11 protein-coding genes are annotated in these 18,984 nt (G+C 35.0%); 3 read left to right on the plus strand and 8 right to left on the minus strand.

The genetic code is table 11. The features are described 5' to 3' along the window. Positions 1 to 41 precede the first annotated feature (41 nt). The 8 genes from ACZZ95_RS04165 to ACZZ95_RS04200 form a co-directional block, all read right to left on the minus strand. Positions 42 to 335 (minus strand): T9SS sorting signal type C domain-containing protein, encoded by a 294-nt coding sequence (locus tag ACZZ95_RS04165; protein ID WP_463468120.1) that lies wholly within the window; start codon positions 333 to 335, stop codon positions 42 to 44. Further along, complete coding sequence (locus ACZZ95_RS04170; protein ID WP_463468121.1) at positions 298 to 3,711, minus strand: beta strand repeat-containing protein; 3,414 nt, start codon at positions 3,709 to 3,711, stop codon at positions 298 to 300. Before ACZZ95_RS04170 ends, ACZZ95_RS04165 begins: the two co-directional genes overlap by 38 nt. Before the next feature lie 8 nt (positions 3,712 to 3,719). Next, a complete protein-coding gene (locus ACZZ95_RS04175; protein ID WP_463468122.1) occupies positions 3,720 to 4,040 on the minus strand; it encodes a glycine-rich domain-containing protein in 321 nt (106 codons plus the stop codon). Between the two features lie 473 nt (positions 4,041 to 4,513). Continuing rightward, on the minus strand, positions 4,514 to 6,544 hold the full coding sequence (locus ACZZ95_RS04180; RefSeq protein ID WP_463468123.1) for a T9SS sorting signal type C domain-containing protein: 2,031 nt from the start codon (positions 6,542 to 6,544) through the stop codon (positions 4,514 to 4,516). Then, positions 6,426 to 8,120, minus strand: a complete 1,695-nt coding sequence (locus ACZZ95_RS04185) for a hypothetical protein (protein ID WP_463468124.1) — start codon at positions 8,118 to 8,120, stop codon at positions 6,426 to 6,428. Before ACZZ95_RS04185 ends, ACZZ95_RS04180 begins: the two co-directional genes overlap by 119 nt. Continuing rightward, positions 8,089 to 8,220, minus strand: a complete 132-nt coding sequence (locus tag ACZZ95_RS04190; RefSeq protein WP_463468125.1) for a delta-60 repeat domain-containing protein — start codon at positions 8,218 to 8,220, stop codon at positions 8,089 to 8,091. Before ACZZ95_RS04190 ends, ACZZ95_RS04185 begins: the two co-directional genes overlap by 32 nt. A gap of 306 nt (positions 8,221 to 8,526) precedes the next feature. Beyond that, positions 8,527 to 9,330: a T9SS sorting signal type C domain-containing protein gene (locus ACZZ95_RS04195; protein WP_463468126.1), complete on the minus strand. Its 804-nt coding sequence runs from the start codon at positions 9,328 to 9,330 to the stop codon at positions 8,527 to 8,529. Continuing rightward, the gene (locus ACZZ95_RS04200) at positions 9,275 to 13,591 is read right to left on the minus strand and encodes a hypothetical protein (RefSeq protein ID WP_463468127.1); all 4,317 of its coding nucleotides are present in this window, start codon (positions 13,589 to 13,591) and stop codon (positions 9,275 to 9,277) included. The genes ACZZ95_RS04195 and ACZZ95_RS04200 overlap by 56 nt, the downstream gene beginning before the upstream one ends. A gap of 279 nt (positions 13,592 to 13,870) precedes the next feature. Between ACZZ95_RS04200 and ACZZ95_RS04205 the strand changes: the two genes are divergently transcribed. The 3 genes from ACZZ95_RS04205 (at position 13,871) to ACZZ95_RS04215 (ending at position 18,811) form a co-directional block, all read left to right on the plus strand. Continuing rightward, complete coding sequence (locus tag ACZZ95_RS04205) at positions 13,871 to 14,353, plus strand: regulatory protein RecX (protein WP_463468128.1); 483 nt, start codon at positions 13,871 to 13,873, stop codon at positions 14,351 to 14,353. A gap of 646 nt (positions 14,354 to 14,999) precedes the next feature. Beyond that, positions 15,000 to 17,603 carry a PA14 domain-containing protein gene (locus ACZZ95_RS04210; protein ID WP_463468129.1) on the plus strand — a complete coding sequence of 868 codons (2,604 nt, stop codon included), beginning with the start codon at positions 15,000 to 15,002 and terminating at the stop codon, positions 17,601 to 17,603. A gap of 647 nt (positions 17,604 to 18,250) precedes the next feature. After that, complete coding sequence (locus tag ACZZ95_RS04215) at positions 18,251 to 18,811, plus strand: T9SS sorting signal type C domain-containing protein (RefSeq protein ID WP_463471622.1); 561 nt, start codon at positions 18,251 to 18,253, stop codon at positions 18,809 to 18,811. Positions 18,812 to 18,984 lie beyond the last annotated feature (173 nt).

Below are 18,984 nucleotides of genomic sequence, written 5' to 3' on the forward strand. Positions count from 1 at the left end.
AAAAAAAGCGGTTGAGAAATAACTCAACCGCTTTTTTTATTTTAGTTATAGACTATTTTTCTTGTGATAGTCTTTCCGTTATCTAATGTGATTTTTACCAAAAGAACCTGAGGTCCAGAATGCAGATTTGTAATAAGCCATTCTTTATCATCAATTCCTGTTTTATGATACAGCAGTTTTCCACCAACATCATAAACAGCTGTTTCTTGCAGTTTTTCTTCATCTGAGGTCGACTGCAGTTTTATATTTTTATCTTTAACCGAAACAAAAACATATCGGTCAAGACCCGTAAAATCCTCATTTCCTAAAGTCGCAGAAGGATCCGTATAACGCAAAGACGAAACGATTAGGAAAAAGACCTGTTGTGGTTGTAAAAGTATAACCTCCAGATTTAAGGTTATGGAGCTTTTTAGTTACATTGTCTTGCAGATAAACAGCCTGATTATCCAAATTACCATCGGTATGATCTATAGCAATTGTAAATTCGCCTTCTAAAGCAGATCTGTACCCTAAAGGAATCGTGTCTGATGCAACAAAAGGCACTTCACGCCCTTGGATTACCAATTTTTTATTTTGATTAATGCTAAAAAAATCAATGTAAGGATATGCATCCATACTTAATGCATCGTAATTATTATCCCATAAATTTGTAGCGCCAGTTACATATGCAATCAATAACTGCTTAAATGCTCCTTGTGTGTTTGTAAGATTTAACCACACTCGATGTTTTTCTATGGCGTCGGTTTGTGCCGACTTATAAAACTGACTATTACGTCCAGGTACTCTCATAGAATTTGTAAAGAGTGCTCTTTGAGTTGTTCTTGCTTTAGCAAAAAAACCTTGCCCGGTCGCAATATATCCTGAAGGCGGATCTTGATTTCCAGGATTAGGCGCACCTGTTCCTGTCATATTTCCAATTACAATACTACCTGATAAATTATAGGTTGCATAATCATTGTCGCTGTAAAAGTAACGATGATCACCTGGTACACTTTGACTTGGCAGTGTATTATGTGTCCAAAAATATAATGTCCCGTAAATATTAGTTGAATTGTCGTAAATAAATTGATCCGCATAAATTGCAGAAGGATACGGATTTCCAAAAAAAGTATATCTCTCTGCTACAGCCTCTGGTCCTAAAACGTCTCCATTATTAGGTACTCCAACAAATTCACCATTAAATACCTGAGGCGAAGTTAAGTCATAAGATTGAGGCGAACGTATACTATAACCTTTTCCCTTAATCATTTCCTCTGTTCCATTAAAAACAATCGTCCATTTTGCTACTGGATCGTATTTCTGAAATTTATCCGATAATGTTCCTGGCGAAAAATTGTAAAGCGTAAAGGCTGGAACTCTGGTAACTGGTGACGACCAATGTGTAAAATCATAACGTCTAACTGGTTTCGTGTTTCTTTTATAAGTAATATTTCCTGTATTAACAGCATTTGAAACCTGAACTAAGCTGGCATTATTTTCAAAGGTAAAAATACCGTTACCAAAAACTTTTACTTCATTAGTCACCGTAATTGTATTTGTTCCCTCAACTATCAGAGAACCCTCATTATCTATAGTAATTCTATTCGCAAAGAAAGCTCCATTAGTTCCCGAAATAATTGGGTTAGTTGCTACATCAGGTATCTCAACACAATCAGACGCAAGAGGTACTCCTGCTGGAGTCCAATTTGATGCTTCTCCCCAACTTGCACTAACACCACCATTCCACATTTTTGTAACAACTGCATTTACATTAAGCGGTGTTGCTGGAGATTCACAACCAGATGTAGTGTTTTTTGTTGTTACGTTATAAGCTCCTGAAGTAAGATCCGTAAAAACTCCTGAAGTATTACTAAAATCAGTACCATTTATACTATACGTATAACCTGTTCCAGATGCTGGTGCCGTTACAGTTATGATACCGGTATTATTTTGGCAGGTTGGCTGTTGAGTCACAGAAGCTGTTGGCGCAGTTGAAACAGCATTCACGGTTAAAGAAACTGCTTGATTTACAGGACACCCATTTGCTGTTGAAATTGTCATAACACCATTGTACGTTCCTGCTGTAGTATTTGCAGGAACATTCACATTAATAACACTTCCTGAGCCAGAACTAAAAGGAAATGGTGTTGCCCCTTGATCTGTTAAAGCAACCCAGTCTATAGCATAATTAACGGGAGATCCTGTTGTAGAATTATAATTTAAAGTCGTTATCTGGGCCGAGGTACTTTGACAAACTGAAGTAAACACTCCTGTTGTATTTATTGTCGGACTGGTATTTACGACCAAAGAAATTGCCTGAGTTCGCGAACATCCATTTGCTGTTGAAATTGTCATCACACCGTTGTATGTTCCGGGAGTTGTATTTGCAGGGACACTTATATTATTAATACTTCCAGTTCCTGACCCAAATGCAAAAGCAGTCGTTCCCTGATCAGTTAAAGTTTGCCAATCTATAGAATAATTTATTGGTGAATTTGTTGTAGCAGTATACGCCAGAGAAGTTGGCCGCACTGATGTGCTTTGACATACTGCTGTTACAGTTCCTGTAGTTGTTATTGTTGGAAGTGCATTAACTGTTAAAGAAATATTTTGATTACTAAAACAGCCATTACCATTTAAAATAGTTAAAACACCCAAGTAATTTCCCGAAGGCGTATTTGCAGGAACATTTATATTATTTATACTCCCTGCTCCTGACCCAAATGCAAAAGCGGTTGTTCCCTGATCTGTCAAAGTCTGCCAATCAATAGAATAACTTATAGGGGAATTTGTCGTAGCAGTATATGCCAGAGAAGTGGGCTGTGCTAATGTATTTTGACAAACTGCTGTCAAAGTTCCAGTTGTTGAAATGGTTGGATTGGGATTTACAGTTACAGTAGTAAAATTAGAATCTGCAGTGCTACAAGTTCCATTCTTCACTACAGCTCTAAATCGAGTTGTTTGAGTTAATGCTCCTGAAACATACGTTGTGGTCGCCGAATTCGTAATGTCTGTCCAAGTAGAAAATGGATTTACAGATGATTGCCATTTTACAACTGTCCCAGTTTGTCCTGACAATGTTAAAGTACCACTTACAGAGCCACTACAAATCGTAGTCCCACCTCCAGCGGATCCTCCCACACTTATACCAAAAACCGTAATACTTGCTGTACTTGCTAAATTTGTACTAATTGTAGAACTACAAGTACCTGATGCAATACTTCTTATTGTTATAGTACTTGTGCCTGCTGTTGTAAAACCTAATGCTGTAAAATTTCCTGTTCCTGCTGTAGCAACTGTCATTGGAGCTGTTAAACTTGTAGCGACTGGACTACTACGATCATAGGTTACTGTATAATTACCAACAGGCAATAGAGCAAGACTTGATGTTAGTACTACTGAAGAATTACCATCTGTCACGCAAGCATTGCCAGTCGCTGTTGCACTAATATTATAAGTAGGACATGTATAGGTTAATTTTATTTGTCCGTTTCCTCCATTTCCTCCTTTATTGTTACCCAAACCAAGCAAAACCAAACCGCCTCCGCCTCCGCCACCTGGTATACCACCGTTGGCTCCAGCCCCAGCTAGAGTTGCTCCAGAACCTCCAGCTCCTCCCCCTGTAACAGCAGACTCCTCCAGCACCACCAGATGCATTATTACCATTTGAGGCAGTACCCGCACTACTTCCTGCGCCTCCTGAATATAACAATCCAAGAACAAGACTCCCATTAGATCCTTTACCTCCAGAAAATGTTGTACCTGTACCAGCCGCTCCTCCCACACCTGCAAGCACCTCCAGTACCACTTGTACCACCACCGCCGCCATTTGCAGATACAGTAGAAAAAGTAGTTACTGATCCGCTAGGACCGCTTGCAGTTGACCCTAAACCTCCTACACCAACTGAATAATTTATTGTAGTATTTGGACTTATAGTAATTAGAGCTTTACTATATCCTCCTCCTCCTCCGCCTCCAGCTGAACTACTTGTGTCATTTCCTCCGCCGGCTCCACCGGCTCCCCAACATTCTGCAGTTACAGACGTAAGACCTGCAAGCAACAACAAATGAACCATTCGATGTAAATGTATTTGTGGTCTGAGACCATGAATAGATACTGATAAAAATGAAAAACAAAGGTAATTTTAGTCTCATGATAGTAAGATTAAGATTAAGACAATAATTGTTCTATTCAGTTTGGCAGATATAGTATTTAAAATATATTTTTAAAGAAAAAGATTACCGATATAAGGCTTGTAAAAAAATGTATTTAGTCGGCTATTATTGCTTTTAGTCGAAAAATAATCCGAACAAGGTACGATTTTATTTACATTGAAATTCATCTTGTAGTATTAAACACATAATTTTAACACTTGATAAGCGATTTAGTAAAAAAATAAGAAAAAACTGTTAATATTTGAGCTTAAATAACTTAATTAACTAAATACCATATATTTATGACAAATAAATACAAATAAAAAAGCCTTTTGTATTAATTATGCAAAAGGCTTTATATAAATGACTGCTTTAAAGTCTAAAAAATGACTTTTTTGGATATTGAATTACCATTGTCAAAAATTACTTTGACCAATAAAACTTGATGAGAAGAAACTAAATTTTGAATAGAGATTTTATTGGTTTCTATTTTATCTTTCTTATATAATTGCTTTCCAGAAGCATCATATATCAAGACTTCTTTAAGATTATCAATTGAAGAATCTACATTAATTATGCGATTTTTTAAGGATACTAAAACTTCTTCAAATTCTCTTTTATTTCCATTAATACCCAGAGTATTATCAGTATAAATTATTGAAAAGCGATTATTAAATGTTCCTATTTCAGAATCAAACTGGTAAGGAGTTTCGCTAAGATTATGAATTTTATTTAAAGTTTTATCTACTAAAAAAATAGTAACCGAATCAAAGAATTTATCCTGATGATCAATTTCTAAAGATAAAGCACTTTTCAAATTAGCTTTATATCCTAGAACAATTGAATCACTTTCCATAAATGGTAAAGATTTTCCTTGAATTACTAACTTTTTATTTTCTACAATACTGTATAAATCCAAAGCTCCATCTGAGGTTAAAAGTTCTGCATCATAACTCAAATCTAAAAAATCTGATGCTCCTTCTGTATAACCTAATAAAATCTGTCTAAATCCGTTGTCATTATTCTTAAGATTTAGCCAAAAACGATGTTTTACATCTTGAATATCTGCTGTCGAATTTTTAACAGGTTTAAAAAAGGCACTATTCTGTCCCGCAATTCGCATACTGTTATTAAATTCGATTGTACCTGCAACACTGCTTCGTACGATAAATCCCTGTCCTGAAGCAATAGTACCATCTGGCGCCAGATTGCTCACTCCAGAATCTATTGAAGCTCTTGTTCCAACTCCTCCCAATAGATTATACGTTGCAAAACCATCATTAGGATATTGATTGTTAACTGGAGGGGCATTATGTGTCCAAAAATAAAGAGCCCCTTTTGTTTTTGGAGCATTGTACTTTAAAAAAACATCTGCACTGATCGCAGAGGGATATGGATTTCCAACTAAATAATAACCATTTCCATATTGAAAATTAAATTCAACTTTGCCATTATTTGGAATTCCTTTAAAAGTTCCTTCAAATATTGATCGCTCTGTAAGCGAATAGCTTTGTGGTGCCCTAATATTATAACCTTGCCCAGGAATCATTTTCATTGTTCCTAAATAATTCACATTCCATTTAGTAATTGGATCATAATACAAGTATTTATCCGAAAGTGTTTCTGGAGAAAGATCAACTAATATTTGATTATCAACGGGCGAAGACCAATAAGTATAATCATATCTCATGACGGGATTTGTTTTTCGTTTTAAATGGATAATTCCAGTGTTTATCATATCATCGTCAGATTGATACAAACTAGCACCATCTTCCAAAATTAAAGTTCCAGAACCTGTGTATGCAAATTCTATCCCTAAAGTATTTTTCTCTAACAATACAACTGTTTTATCTTGATCGATGGAACAACCACAAATATTCGTAGAAGTTAAATTAGGATAGTTTTCTGTAAAAGACACATCTTTTCCTGGCGAGGGAAAACCATTTGACCAAGAAATTCCATTCCAGCTTGTAGCATCTACACATAGTTTTAATCTGGCAATTCTATGTTTTGAAATCCCCGATACTGAATTAAAATTTCCCCCAATCAACAATTTATAATCGGCAGTAAAATTCATTGCATAGAGAATATTATTTAAAGGTGCTTTAAAAGAATTGTCATAAGCTCCCGAAGGCAGTAATCGGATAAGTCTAAGGGACGCAGTATTTTTGTAGGTTCCTGAAAAAGTACCTCCAACTAACATTCTTTGATCAGGCTGAATCAAAATCGCACGAACATCTCCTTTGCTAAAACCTGTTCCAGATTCAAATGAAGTATCGAGACTTCCATTACTATTTAGTCGAAGTATTTTCTTTTGTGAAATTCCGTTGAAAGCTAGCAAATGAACCTCCGATAATAATTTTTTGATCGGACTGTACGGCAATTGCGTATACGAATTTATCGAAACCATCTTGAATATTAAAATCAGAATCAATACTTCCGTCGGGATTTAAGCGCACTAAACCTGCAAAAGACAGGTTGTTAAATGTTTTAAAATGGCCTCCCACCAAAATCTTTCCATCAGTTTGCAATACTATGGTTTCAATAATTCCATCTGCCCCTGAACCAGTATTGAAACTAGAATCTTTTGATCCATCTGGCAGTAACCTGACAATTCTGCCAGCGTTTACAGATGATCCATTAAATTTTGTAAAATTTCCGGCGACAACTATCTTTTGATCGGACTGAACAGCCAATGAATAAACTTGAGCATTACATCCTTCGCCGATTATAAAGGAATTATCAATTTGTCCGTTCGCAAAAATCCTGACAATTCGATTACTTTGAACGTCATTATATTTTGTAAAACTGCCTCCTAAAATTACTTTCCCATCAGCTTGTAACGCTGTCGTTTTTATTAAATTATTAGCCCCAGAATTTTCAGCATTAAAAGAAGGATCTATTAAACCATCTTCTAAAAGACAAGCAATTTTAGAAATTGGTACTTCATTAAATTTTTTAAAATTTCCTCCAATGATTGTTTTTTTGTTAGGTAAAGGGAGAATACTCCAAACTGAATTGTCAAATCCAATTCCAGAAGATAAATAAGCACTATCATGTTCTCCGTCATTACTGATTTTAGCTAATCTGCCTTGATTTTGTCCATTAAAAACAGAAAACGAACCTCCTATGAACCAATTCCCATCTTGATCAAATTCTAAACTTAGAACAGACGCGGATCCTGGCCCTGTTCCAATATCAAAATTTGGTTGCAATGTTCCATCAGGTTTAAGAAAAATCAGTCTGTTAACTTCCGTGTTATTATAATTACCGGTAAATGATCCTCCCACCATTAAATCCCCAGTCGCATTAATTTTTACTATTTGAACTCCCTCTTTGTTAAAACCTGAGCCTGTTTGAAAACTTTCGTCTCTAATTCCGTCATCATTTAAACGGATTAATCTATTTGCAGTAGCTCCATTATAAGTGGTAAAATTCCCTCCTAAAATCATTTTGCCATCAGGCTGGAAGGCAACTGCATTTACATCATCATCAAAGCCATTTCCAGTATCAAAGCTTGGATCAAAACTACCGTTTGCATTTAATCGGATAATTCTATTCGCTGGGGTTCCATTGAATGTGGTAAAATTTCCTGTCAAAATTATTTTTTCATTCGAAGTAATTCTTACATGTGAGACATTTAATGCAGAACCTGAACCTGTTAAAAATGAGGTATCGAGTGTACCGTTTGGTAATAAACGTGCCACTCGATTAACTGTACTATTAGTATATTTAGTAAAACTCCCAACAATAATTATTTTTCCATCTGATTGTGGAGCAATATCATAAACAATTCCTGTAGTTGCACCTACGGATGTATTAAAACTAGGATCATAAGAGCCATCAGGATTTAAGCGAATGAGTCTTCCTGCGCTAATTCCATTGTAACTTGTAAAACTACCGCCAAGTATTATTTTACCATCATCTTGTAAATAAGAAGCATAAATTTTACCATTAAAACCTGTGCCAGCAGCCGAAACTTTCATCTATTGCGCCATCAGGATTTAGTCGTGTCAGATAAGATACTGGAAATCCATTTAAGCTTAAATAGTCGCCTCCTACAATTAAATTACCATCTCTCTGCAAAAGAAGTGTCCTAACAGCTCCGTTAAATCCGTCACCGTTTTGACCATCATCAAGTGTATTAAAAGTAGTATCTACTTTGCCTTGTCATGCAAAAAGGTTCAAATTAAAAGATAAGAAAAAAGTAAAAATTGATAGCCAAAAAAAGTTTTTAATCAAAACAATACAATTAAAGTTAATATTTGTAAGAATTAATTAAAATTATAAAGTATAAGCAAGCGTCGCAATACCTAGATTTAGGGATATTACAGCATAAAAAAAGTCCATTCTTTTTAAGGAATGGACTTTAAATTTATTTGGGTTTTACAATTACAAGTTACTATAGATAATTTTCTTAGTAAATGTATGTCCGTTTTCTAAAGTGATTTTTACCAATAATGCTTGATCACTAGAATATAAATTTGAAATTACTAATTCTGATGAATTCACTTTGGTTTTAGTGTATAACAATTGTGCTCCCACATTATAAATATTCACTTCTTTTAGTGCTTCTTTTGAAGAAGTAATTTTTATAACCCCATCTTTTACCGACACTATAACACTATTTTGAAGATTTTCGAAATCGTCTGTTCCTAATGTTTTTGAAGTATATCGAATAACAAAACGACTGTTGAAAGATCCTTCAGCTGTTGTAAATTTATAATTTTCCAGACGTAGATTTGTTGTTTTTCCTGTTTCTTTATCTTCTAAATAAACATCTTGATTATCAAAAATTCCGTCAGCATGATCGATTGAAATGGTGTAAGCACCTTTAGCTGATAATTTATATCCTAACGGAACTTCGTCGCTTTTTTCAAATGGAAGCGTACGTCCTTGTATGGTTAGTTTTTTGTTGCTGTTGATACTATAAAAATCAACAAATGTATTTGCTCCCATCGAAACAGCATCGTAATTAACGTCGATTGTGTTTGTTGCTCCTTGGATATATCCTACCAGAATTTGTTTGAAAACACCGTCAGTATTTGTAAAATTCAGCCAGACACGATTTTTCTCAATACCTGCAGATTTAGCTGTTTTATAAAACTGGCTGTTGTCGCCTGGTAAACGAATATCATTATTAAAGATTACTGTACCCGACGCTGGTCTTGCAATGAATCCCTGAGTCAGCCGCAATATATCCTTGAAAAGGCAATCCGCTTCCGCCTACAGTAGCTCCAGAGCTGTTGTAAACTGTAAAATCACCATTGTAGTAGTATTTACCATCTGCAGGGTTCAGCACAGGAAGTGCTTCATGTCCCCAGAAATATAAAGAACCTAAAGTTAAATTGTCAAGCATTAATTCATCCGCATCAATAGCAGAAGGATAAGGGTTTCCAATTAGATTCCATTTTCCACTTGCAACTGGAACGGGGTAATCTCCGTTATTAGGAACACCTGTAAATACAGCAGTAAAATTCTGAGGAGTGGTTAGGTCAAAACTCTGTGGAGCCCTAATGTTGTAACCTTTACCGTTTTCCATCGGCATTGTTCCGTTAAAGTCAACGGACCATCCTGCATCTGGATCATAATATTGAAATTTATCGTTTAATGTCCCTGGAGATAAATCGTACATACTGAAGCCTGATTTTGTAACCGGCATAGACCAGTATGTAAAGTCATAACGACGTGCAGCAGTTGTTCTCTTGTAAATAATATCTCCGGTATTTACTGCATTTGTAGTCTGTACTAAACTTGAACCGCTTTCAAAAATTAATTTCCCATTTGATGTTACAGAATTTGTAATTGTTAAAGTTACTCCATCTGGAATTATAACATTAGGGTCACTTGCTCCTGTAGGAACATTAATAGTAAGAGAACAAGTCGCGATACTAGCTGTAAATGGCTGATTTGCCGCAGAGTTTATAATTACTGTTTTCGAACTATCTGGATCTCCATTTGACCAAGCTGAACCATTCCAAATTGTTGTAGATGTTTGATTTACTATAGTAATAGGAACTACTGGATTCGAAGTGCAATTTGAAGCATTGGTTACAGTAAAATAATATGTTCCTGGTGCTAATCCTGAAATGATTCGAGAAGTTGTGTTACCTGTAATTGGCTGTGAAGCAAAACCAGTTTGATTAATTGTCCAGCTTCCTGATGGTAAACCTGTAAGCGTAACTCTTCCTAAACTTTCACAAGTTGCGTCACCGTTTTTTGTAACTATTGGAGCAGTTGGAAGTGGGTTTACAGTTATTGTCGCATTTCCTGTTATTCCTGCCGCTAATGCTGTACAATTTGCATCGCTTAAAGCTGTAATAGAATAAGTTGTTGTACTGGTTGGACTAACGTCAACAGTATATGGATTTAAACTAGTTGAAAAGTTACCAGATGTTGCTCCATAGGTATATGATATATTCCAAGGTGCTGTACCCGTAAATGCAACTGAAACAGTTGCGCTTGTACCCCTGCAAATAGTTGTTGATCCGCTTACAGTTGCTGTAGGTCTAGAGTTAAGTGTAATTACAGCGCTCCCTGTTCTATCTGATGCAATTGACGGACAATTATTTGCATCACTTAACGCAGTAACAGTATATGTTGTATTAGTTGTTGGACTAACATTAAATGTATATGGACTTGCCGTAATTCCGGTAACGTTTGTCGTAGCTGTACCATCCGAATAGGTTAAACTCCAAGGTGCAGTTCCAGTTAATGCAACGGAAACTGCTGTACTTATACCATTACAAACAGTTGTTGTACCACTTACTACTGAAGTTGGTCTTGGATTTACTTTTACCAATACCACAGCGGATGTATTGGTACAACCACTAGAGGTCACTATTCTTCTGAACCAAGTACTTTGGTTTAAGGTTCCTGGAGAATAATCTTTTGAATCTGTACCAGATATTGGAGAGAAACTTCCAGCTAAACCTGTAGTACTTCTTTCCCAAGAATAAGTATAAGTTCCACTTCCTGTTGGTGTACTACCTGTAATTACTGGAGCTGTGGTTCCTGGACAGATTGCCTGCGAATAATTTGCAATTACTTTTAAACTTTTCACTGTTCCAACGCAAGGATCTGTAAAAACAGTATTGCTAGGAAGAATTTTAATCGTACCCGCATTCCCTAATAAGGCATTTTCTACTGTACTTTGACTGCTTGGAGCATGACATGTATAGTTTAGTGAAAAAGAGGAACAATTCCCATTTGCTGTTCCATAACTTGCAAAACTTACATTGTTAAAATAAGTTCCAGCTGGAGCTATAAAATCTGTTGCAGTAGCATTATTTTCTGCAGCATTTACACAAATAGATCCAGATGTCCCATTTGCATATGTAATAATATTATTTCCTATTCCGACTGTTATAATACCAGTTGTTGTTGCCGCAGTACAAGAATTTCCAGTCGTAGTAACATTATAAGTAAATTGACCACTAACAGTTGGAATTCCGCTAATTGTTAAAGTATTTCCAGATACTGAATTAGTTACTCCAGCAGGAAGACCTATAACCGTTGCTCCTGTAGCACCACCTCCCAATGTCATCGTAATATTTGTCATTGCAGTATTCTGACAAACGCTTTGATTCGATCCTGCGGTAATGATGTGTAAAGGATTTATCGTTACCGTTGCTGAACCAGAAATTAAATTTGAGCAAGTTGGTGTAGATTGATAAGCCACACTTACAAGATTATAAACAAATACTCCAGAATTTGTTGTTGGCACTGCAGTATTTGCAGTTGAACTTGCTCCTAAATTTATAGTTGTATTTGATCCTCCATTAATGTTATAAGTGACAGTAACAGGTAAAACTTGTGGATTTGTAAAAGTTACATTTGGAGAACTTGCATTTTGACAAATTGTTATATTTCCACTAATTGTCACCACTGGTGAAACTGTTGAAGTTGAAACAACTGTAGAAGATGCACTTGTATTATTACTACATTTATTATAGGCTCTTAACCTATAATAGTAAAGAGTATTAGTGTTTAATCCAGTAAGATTATAAGAATTTACTAATCCTACATCTAAATTATTATAACCTGAGACCATTGGTGAGAAATTACTATTTGTAGAAACATCCAAATAATAACCAGAAGCCGAACTTACAGTGGCCCAATTTGCTGTAAACTGTGAGCAAAATATATTAGTCGCTGTTGAAAGAACCGGAACGGCAGGAGCAACATTACGACTTGTTATAACGGCAATTGATTCTGTACTGTAAACACATGATGCCGCATTTACTGCCGTTCCTGTAATATTTCTCCTGTAATAAACAATTGTTGTTGATGCTGGGTTTGTTGATGCAACTGTGTAGTTTTCCCCAGTTGCACTTCCAATATCTGTCCAATTTACATTATCTGGAGATGATTGCCATTGAAACTTAAGTGATGGATTAGCATTTGATCCTTGATAAGCAATAGCCGAACCATCTAAAACGGTATTTCCCCCATTAGCACAACGATAAACAGGACCTAAAGTATTTATAACATTTAAAGAATTTATTGTACTTTCTGCTGGATTAATAGAAAACTCCGTTATATTGGCTTCATCTTTATCATAGTAGTCCAAAACTAATTGGCTATTTCCATTCAAATAAACCAATATATTTGTATAATCTGTAGCACCTTGTTGTATCCATGCATCAAAAACCTTAACACCATCAACAAAAAGTCTTACTCCGTCATCTCCCCTTACTCTAACGAAATAACAACCTGATGTTAAGGTCGATCGCATTTTATAGCGCACAGCAAAAGTCTCAGCGTAAAATGTCTGGGAACTCCCCCCCGCAACAAAAGGAAAAGAAGGTGTATTTCCTCCACCGTAATTTTGAGAAAACGAGGTTGTAGTTCCTGTAATAGTATTGGCTTGTGTGAAAGCCCCCAAATAACTAGAATTAGTAAAGGCATTTGCATCGGAAAGAGGATTTACTGCTACCGAATTCGAGAAATCATAAACGTGAGCAATCCATGAGTTATTTCCTTCTCTATCTTGAAGCTCAACGTTACTACCCCCTGTATAAGTTACAGTAATGATAGAAGGATTCCCTGTTGTTGCTGAACAATTAGCATTATTATTAATTCTAATATATAATGTTCCTGTAAAGCTAGCTAACCAGTTGGTAGAAGTAGCGACTCCATTATCACTAGTAGCCAATGCACTCCCTACATTTGAATTGGTTTCATTCTGATTAAAAAATGTAATCCGCTTCCTGAAAGACTGGCTTGATGTAGCAGTAATAGTGTATGTTAGTCCCTGAATTACATTAACTGCAACATATCGACCAACTGGAACATTTGAAAAAGTTACAGTACCAACGTTTGTTCCTGAAACAGCTTCGCGATTGTAAATGATAGACTGCGTAGTACCAAATTGCGAACTTCCGAAAGGACATTGTGCATAATTAATAAAAAAAGTAAAAAACAATAAAAACGAGTAAAGTAGTTTTCTCATCATATTTTAGTAGGTATTTGTTTTAAATTTGTTTTTGGTCGCTTAAAAGCAAAAAGGGCAATATTTACTCTAAAAGAAGTGTGGCCTTTGTTTTTTCAACTCGAATTCAAACTTTAAAATCCTGACTTTTAGTACAGTTATAAACATTTAAATTCGCGTACAAAAATATTTAAATTAGCCTAATACGCAAGGTTATAAATTAATTCTTTTTAGAATATATTAACAATTTTTAGAATTATTTTATAACTAATTGAGCATTATCACTTTTAAACGTTAAAAAGAATGAAAAACCCGACGAAAGATACTTTTACCATCAAAGAAGCTTTACAAAAATTAGAACATTTTTGCGCTTATCAGGAGCGTTGTCACGACGAAGTTGTAACTAAATTATACAGCTTAAAAATGACTTTAGACGAAATTGATGTAATTATCGTACAACTTATTGAAGGGAATTTTCTAAACGAAACCCGTTTTGCCTGCAGTTTTGCAAGAGGAAAGCATCGCATTAAACAATGGGGGAAAATTAGGATTACAAACGAATTAAAAGCAAGACATATTTCGTCGACGAATATTACTTTAGCTTTAAAAGAAATTTCAGCGGAAGAATACTTCGAAACTTTTGAAAATCTAACAGAAAAATGCTGGAACAATTTGACAGAAACCAATCTTTTAAAAAAACGTAAGAAATTTTGCGACTACATCCTTCGAAGAGGTTATGAAAGTAATTTAGTGTACGAAAAAGTTCAGGAATTGGAAAAGAAATAGATTGCCATTTTTCAATAAAAAAGAACAGCTTCTAACTCTTTATAAATCATTTTTATTAACTCAAAAGCACTATAAATACCCTACATAATTTCAAACTACTTTTGGTTGTAAATTATTCCTTTTTTGCGTAATTCATAGCAAACTAGACGTTTTTGGGTCAACAAACTCAAAAACTTACCCTTAAAAACGTTAAATTTTACGATTATTCTTATATATTTTTTTAATATTTTATAAGAAATCACCTCGATTGTTATTTTTTATGATGTAGTTCATCGAGTATTTTAACAACTCATCGAATAACTCCCCATTATGAAAACCCTACCTATTTCTAGCTCGTAGATGTCTTTATATTTGCGCGGGCACTAATTATTATGCCAGCATAACAAACTGATAGAAAACATTTAAGCATGAAGAAAACTTTACTTTTATTTTTATTTTTGCCTTTTTTAGGGTTTGCCCAACTAAACGGCGATTACATCATCAGTTCTGCAAATAGTGATCCAAATTTTAGAACTCTTGCGCTGCAGTTGCTAGATTAAACAATGTTGGAGTTTCTGGACCTGTAAAGTTTTTACTTGATGAGGACCAAACCGCTACTTCTCAATATACCATTAGAGAATACTCCAATTCTAGTGCGGTAAATACATTGACAATAAAACCCAATACAGGAAGAACCAATATTAATATTACTGTTAATATGGCAAACTCTTCTACAAGTGTACCAGCAATTTTCATGTTTAATGGCGTAAGTAATGTTATAATAGATGGAAGCAACTCTACGGCGAGTACAAAAAATTTAACATTACTAAATAACGATAATCGCTCTGGATCGCAAAAATCTATAATTTGGATTGCAAGTAATGGCGCTAAAGGATCAACAAATATTACTGTTAAAAACAGCATATTTAGATTTTCAAATAGAAATGATCAATTGAGACTTCAAACTGGTGTATATTCTGGAAATAATACATTGGATGCAAATAATGCAATAAACGAACAAGTAAATACTAGTGCTAATTCAAATATCAATATCGTAAACAATGAAATGTTTAACGTCAAAGATGGAATCAATATTAATGGCGCAACAAACACATTATCACCAGCAGGCTGGAAAATTCAAGGAAATAAAATAGGAAGTACTATAGATGCTGAAAAACCAGTTAGAGGAATGTATATATCTAACGCATCAAATTATGAAATTTCTGGCAATACTATTTCAGGAGTAAGAAACACTCTAAATTTAAGTAATGATGGAGCCGCATTAATTCTTTTAGGAGCAAGTTCTGGAACAATTTCAGGTAATATAATTAATGACATCGTCAATACTGTACACAATAATAACTACTTTACAGCTGGTATTTTAGTTAGATCAAGTGGAACAACAAATATACATAATAACATTATCAGCAATGTATACAATACTACTGCGGATAATAATAACTATAATTATTACAATAAAGGAAATAGTATTCATATAGCATCTGGTAGTACAACAAATATATATTATAATACTATTATCGGAAGTGGAGCTCCAACTGGTACAGCGTATGCCTCATGTCTATATATTTCTGGTGGTTCTGGTATTAATATTAGAAACAATATTTTTGTTAATACGCAGACTAACAAACAATATGCAGTATTTAATAATGGAGGAACTTTAGGCCAAATTAGCAATAATGATTACTATGTAACAAATGCTAGTAATAATTTTCAAAATAGAATAAATGGAACTGAATATTCTGCAACTACAGCAGGAACCGTACCTGCTTCATGGAATACAGCTGTTTCTGACTCTAATTCTAGAATTATTTTACCTGCGTTTACTTCAGATTATCACCTTCAAGATGTTACTGCCAACGCTAATTTAATTGGAGTTGCTATTCCTACAGTTACAACAGATATAGATGGAGAAACAAGAGTTAAACCTTACATGGGCGCTGACGAAGTTCTTCCTTGTACACCAACTGGAAACCAAACATCATTTGGAACTGAATCATGGATCGGATATGTTTACAAATGGACAGGAAACACTGCTCCAAATCCTATTAATACAAGTACTTTACCAGATACTAGTATAGCAACTTACATCGGAACGGTAACAGAAAATAAAACTTTTGACAGAAACATGGGAGCTGACGCTATTAGCGGCGTTACCACAAATATTCCTTGTGAAGTCGCTCCGACTAACAAGTTTTTTGTACGATATAAAATGCGAACTACCATTGCAGAAGCTGGAAATTATTATATGGTCTTAGCAGGCGATGATGGCATAAGACTTTACATTGACGGTCAGTCAGTTATAACTCGCTGGAATGACCATGGTTATACAACTGATGTTACATCAAAATATTTAACTGCCGGTTCTCATGAATTTGTTATCGAATATTATGAAAATGGAGGTGATGCAAGAGCTACATTTTCATTTGATTTAACAAAAGGTGACCCAACAATTTATGGTGACAAGGTTTGGAATGTTTATGGATATCTTAAAAATGACATAACCTTAGCAACTACAGTATACGCTGGATATTATGTTGAACCAAACTTAAATATAAATTCAAGAGATTATTGGAATACAGTCGCCTCACCATCTGCGACTATATATTGGCAAGGAGTCGCAATACCAAATGATAATTTCACAGTATCATACAAACGTGAAGGTTTTCCTTGTGGTCAATATCAAATCCAACGTGCACATTATGATGATGCTATTCAGATCTTTATAAATGGAGTTGAAATATTTTCTAGATCAGGCTGGGATAATAACCCTGCTTTGATAAACAATGGAGATCTTTATACCCTAAATAGCAGCTCTAAAGTAGAAGTTCGTTTAAGAGAAGATGGTGGTAATGCAAATGTTGGAATCAACTTTTTAAAAGTACTAACACCTTATAACGGGACAGGTACTCTTGCCGCTAATAGCGCAATCCAAATCAATTCAAATACAACATTAACCTCAGATATTACGGTATGTTCTTGTACTGTTAATCCAACGTACACACTAACAGTTCCAAAGGGTGTTACATTAACGGTTGATGAAGATATAAATGTAGGAACTGGAGGAAAATTATTAGTACAAAGCATGGATCATTACTTCAAACAAGTACCAGCAAAACTATGTTTACTGGAAATTCAGATGCTTTTGAATTACAGAGAACAACTTCTGCACGTCGTTATGACTTTACATATTGGTCTATGCCTGTTACAAAAGCAGGCTTCAGTATGTACAATTTATCTCCAGGGACATTAAATGATAAATTTCAATATTACGATCCAAATGCAGGATGGTCCGTTGACCTTAATGGAAAAACGCCGATGGAAACCGGTAGAGGTTACAACATTAGAGCTCCTCAGAGTTTTGATCTAACCACTCCTCAGAATTTTACAGGTGTATTTACAGGTGTTCCAAATAACGGAGATTACTCGGTTCCAGTTGCAAGCGGAAAATGGAATCTAATTGGAAACCCTTATCCTTCTGCTATTGATGCCGACAAACTTTTGGCGACCAATTCAAATTTAGGATCGCTGTATTTCTGGGGACATGAAGCACTTCCTGTGCTGAACCCTGCAGATGGAAAATACTACTACAATGGTGACTTTACAGTTTACAACAGCTCTGGAGCTACTGTAGGCGGAAGCGGATTGCCTTTTCAAGGATATATTGCAGCTGCTCAGGGATTCATTGCTAGACCGGCTTCGGGCACAGTAAACTTTACTAACCAAATTCGTTCAGCAGGCAGTAACAGCCAGTTTTATAAAGCGACTAAATCTGAAGGCATTGAAAAAAATCGTGTCTGGCTGAATTTTGCGAATACTGATGGTGTTTTCAAACAAATTCTAGTAGGATATATCGAAGGAGCAACAAATACAATCGATGCTAATTACGATGCTGTTTCGATGGGAGCAAATACATTTGTTGATTTTTACAGCATCAACAGTAATAAAAAACTAACCATACAAGGACGTTCATTGCCATTTGAAAAAAGCGACGAAGTTCCGTTAGGATATAAATTATCAGCTAAAGGTGCTTACACCATTTCAATCGATCATGCTGATGGAATTTTTGATAATCAAGATGTTTATTTAGAAGATAAGGAAACTGGAAAAACAACCAATCTGCGTCTGGAAGATTATAAGTTCACGACAGCTGAGGGATCTTTCAACAGTCGTTTTGTTATTCGATACAGTTCCAAAACATTAGGAACAGACGATTTTGAAAATTCACAAAGTGGTGTTTTTGTGTCAGTAAAATCAAAAATAATAAGAGTAAATTCTAATACCGAAAATATAAAAGAAGTACAGATTTACAATATCGGAGGACAATCGGTTTATACTAAAAACAAAATTGATTCTAATGAATTGCAGATAACGAATTTACAATCTGGCAATCAAGTTTTACTGGTCAAAGTTGTCTTAGAAAATGGCAGTTCGGTCACGAAAAAAGTGATTTTTAACTAATACATATTATACACACAAAATCCGACACCTAATCAATGTCGGATTTTGCATTTGCAATAAAGAACCAAAATTTAAAAATTATACTTAAAAAACCCTATTATCAACCAATTTTTAACCAACAAAATTTTCATGAGCACAAAGCGATCGAATTTTCGTTCATTATCATTAAAAAA

This window comes from Flavobacterium sp. AC267, assembly GCF_979258715.1.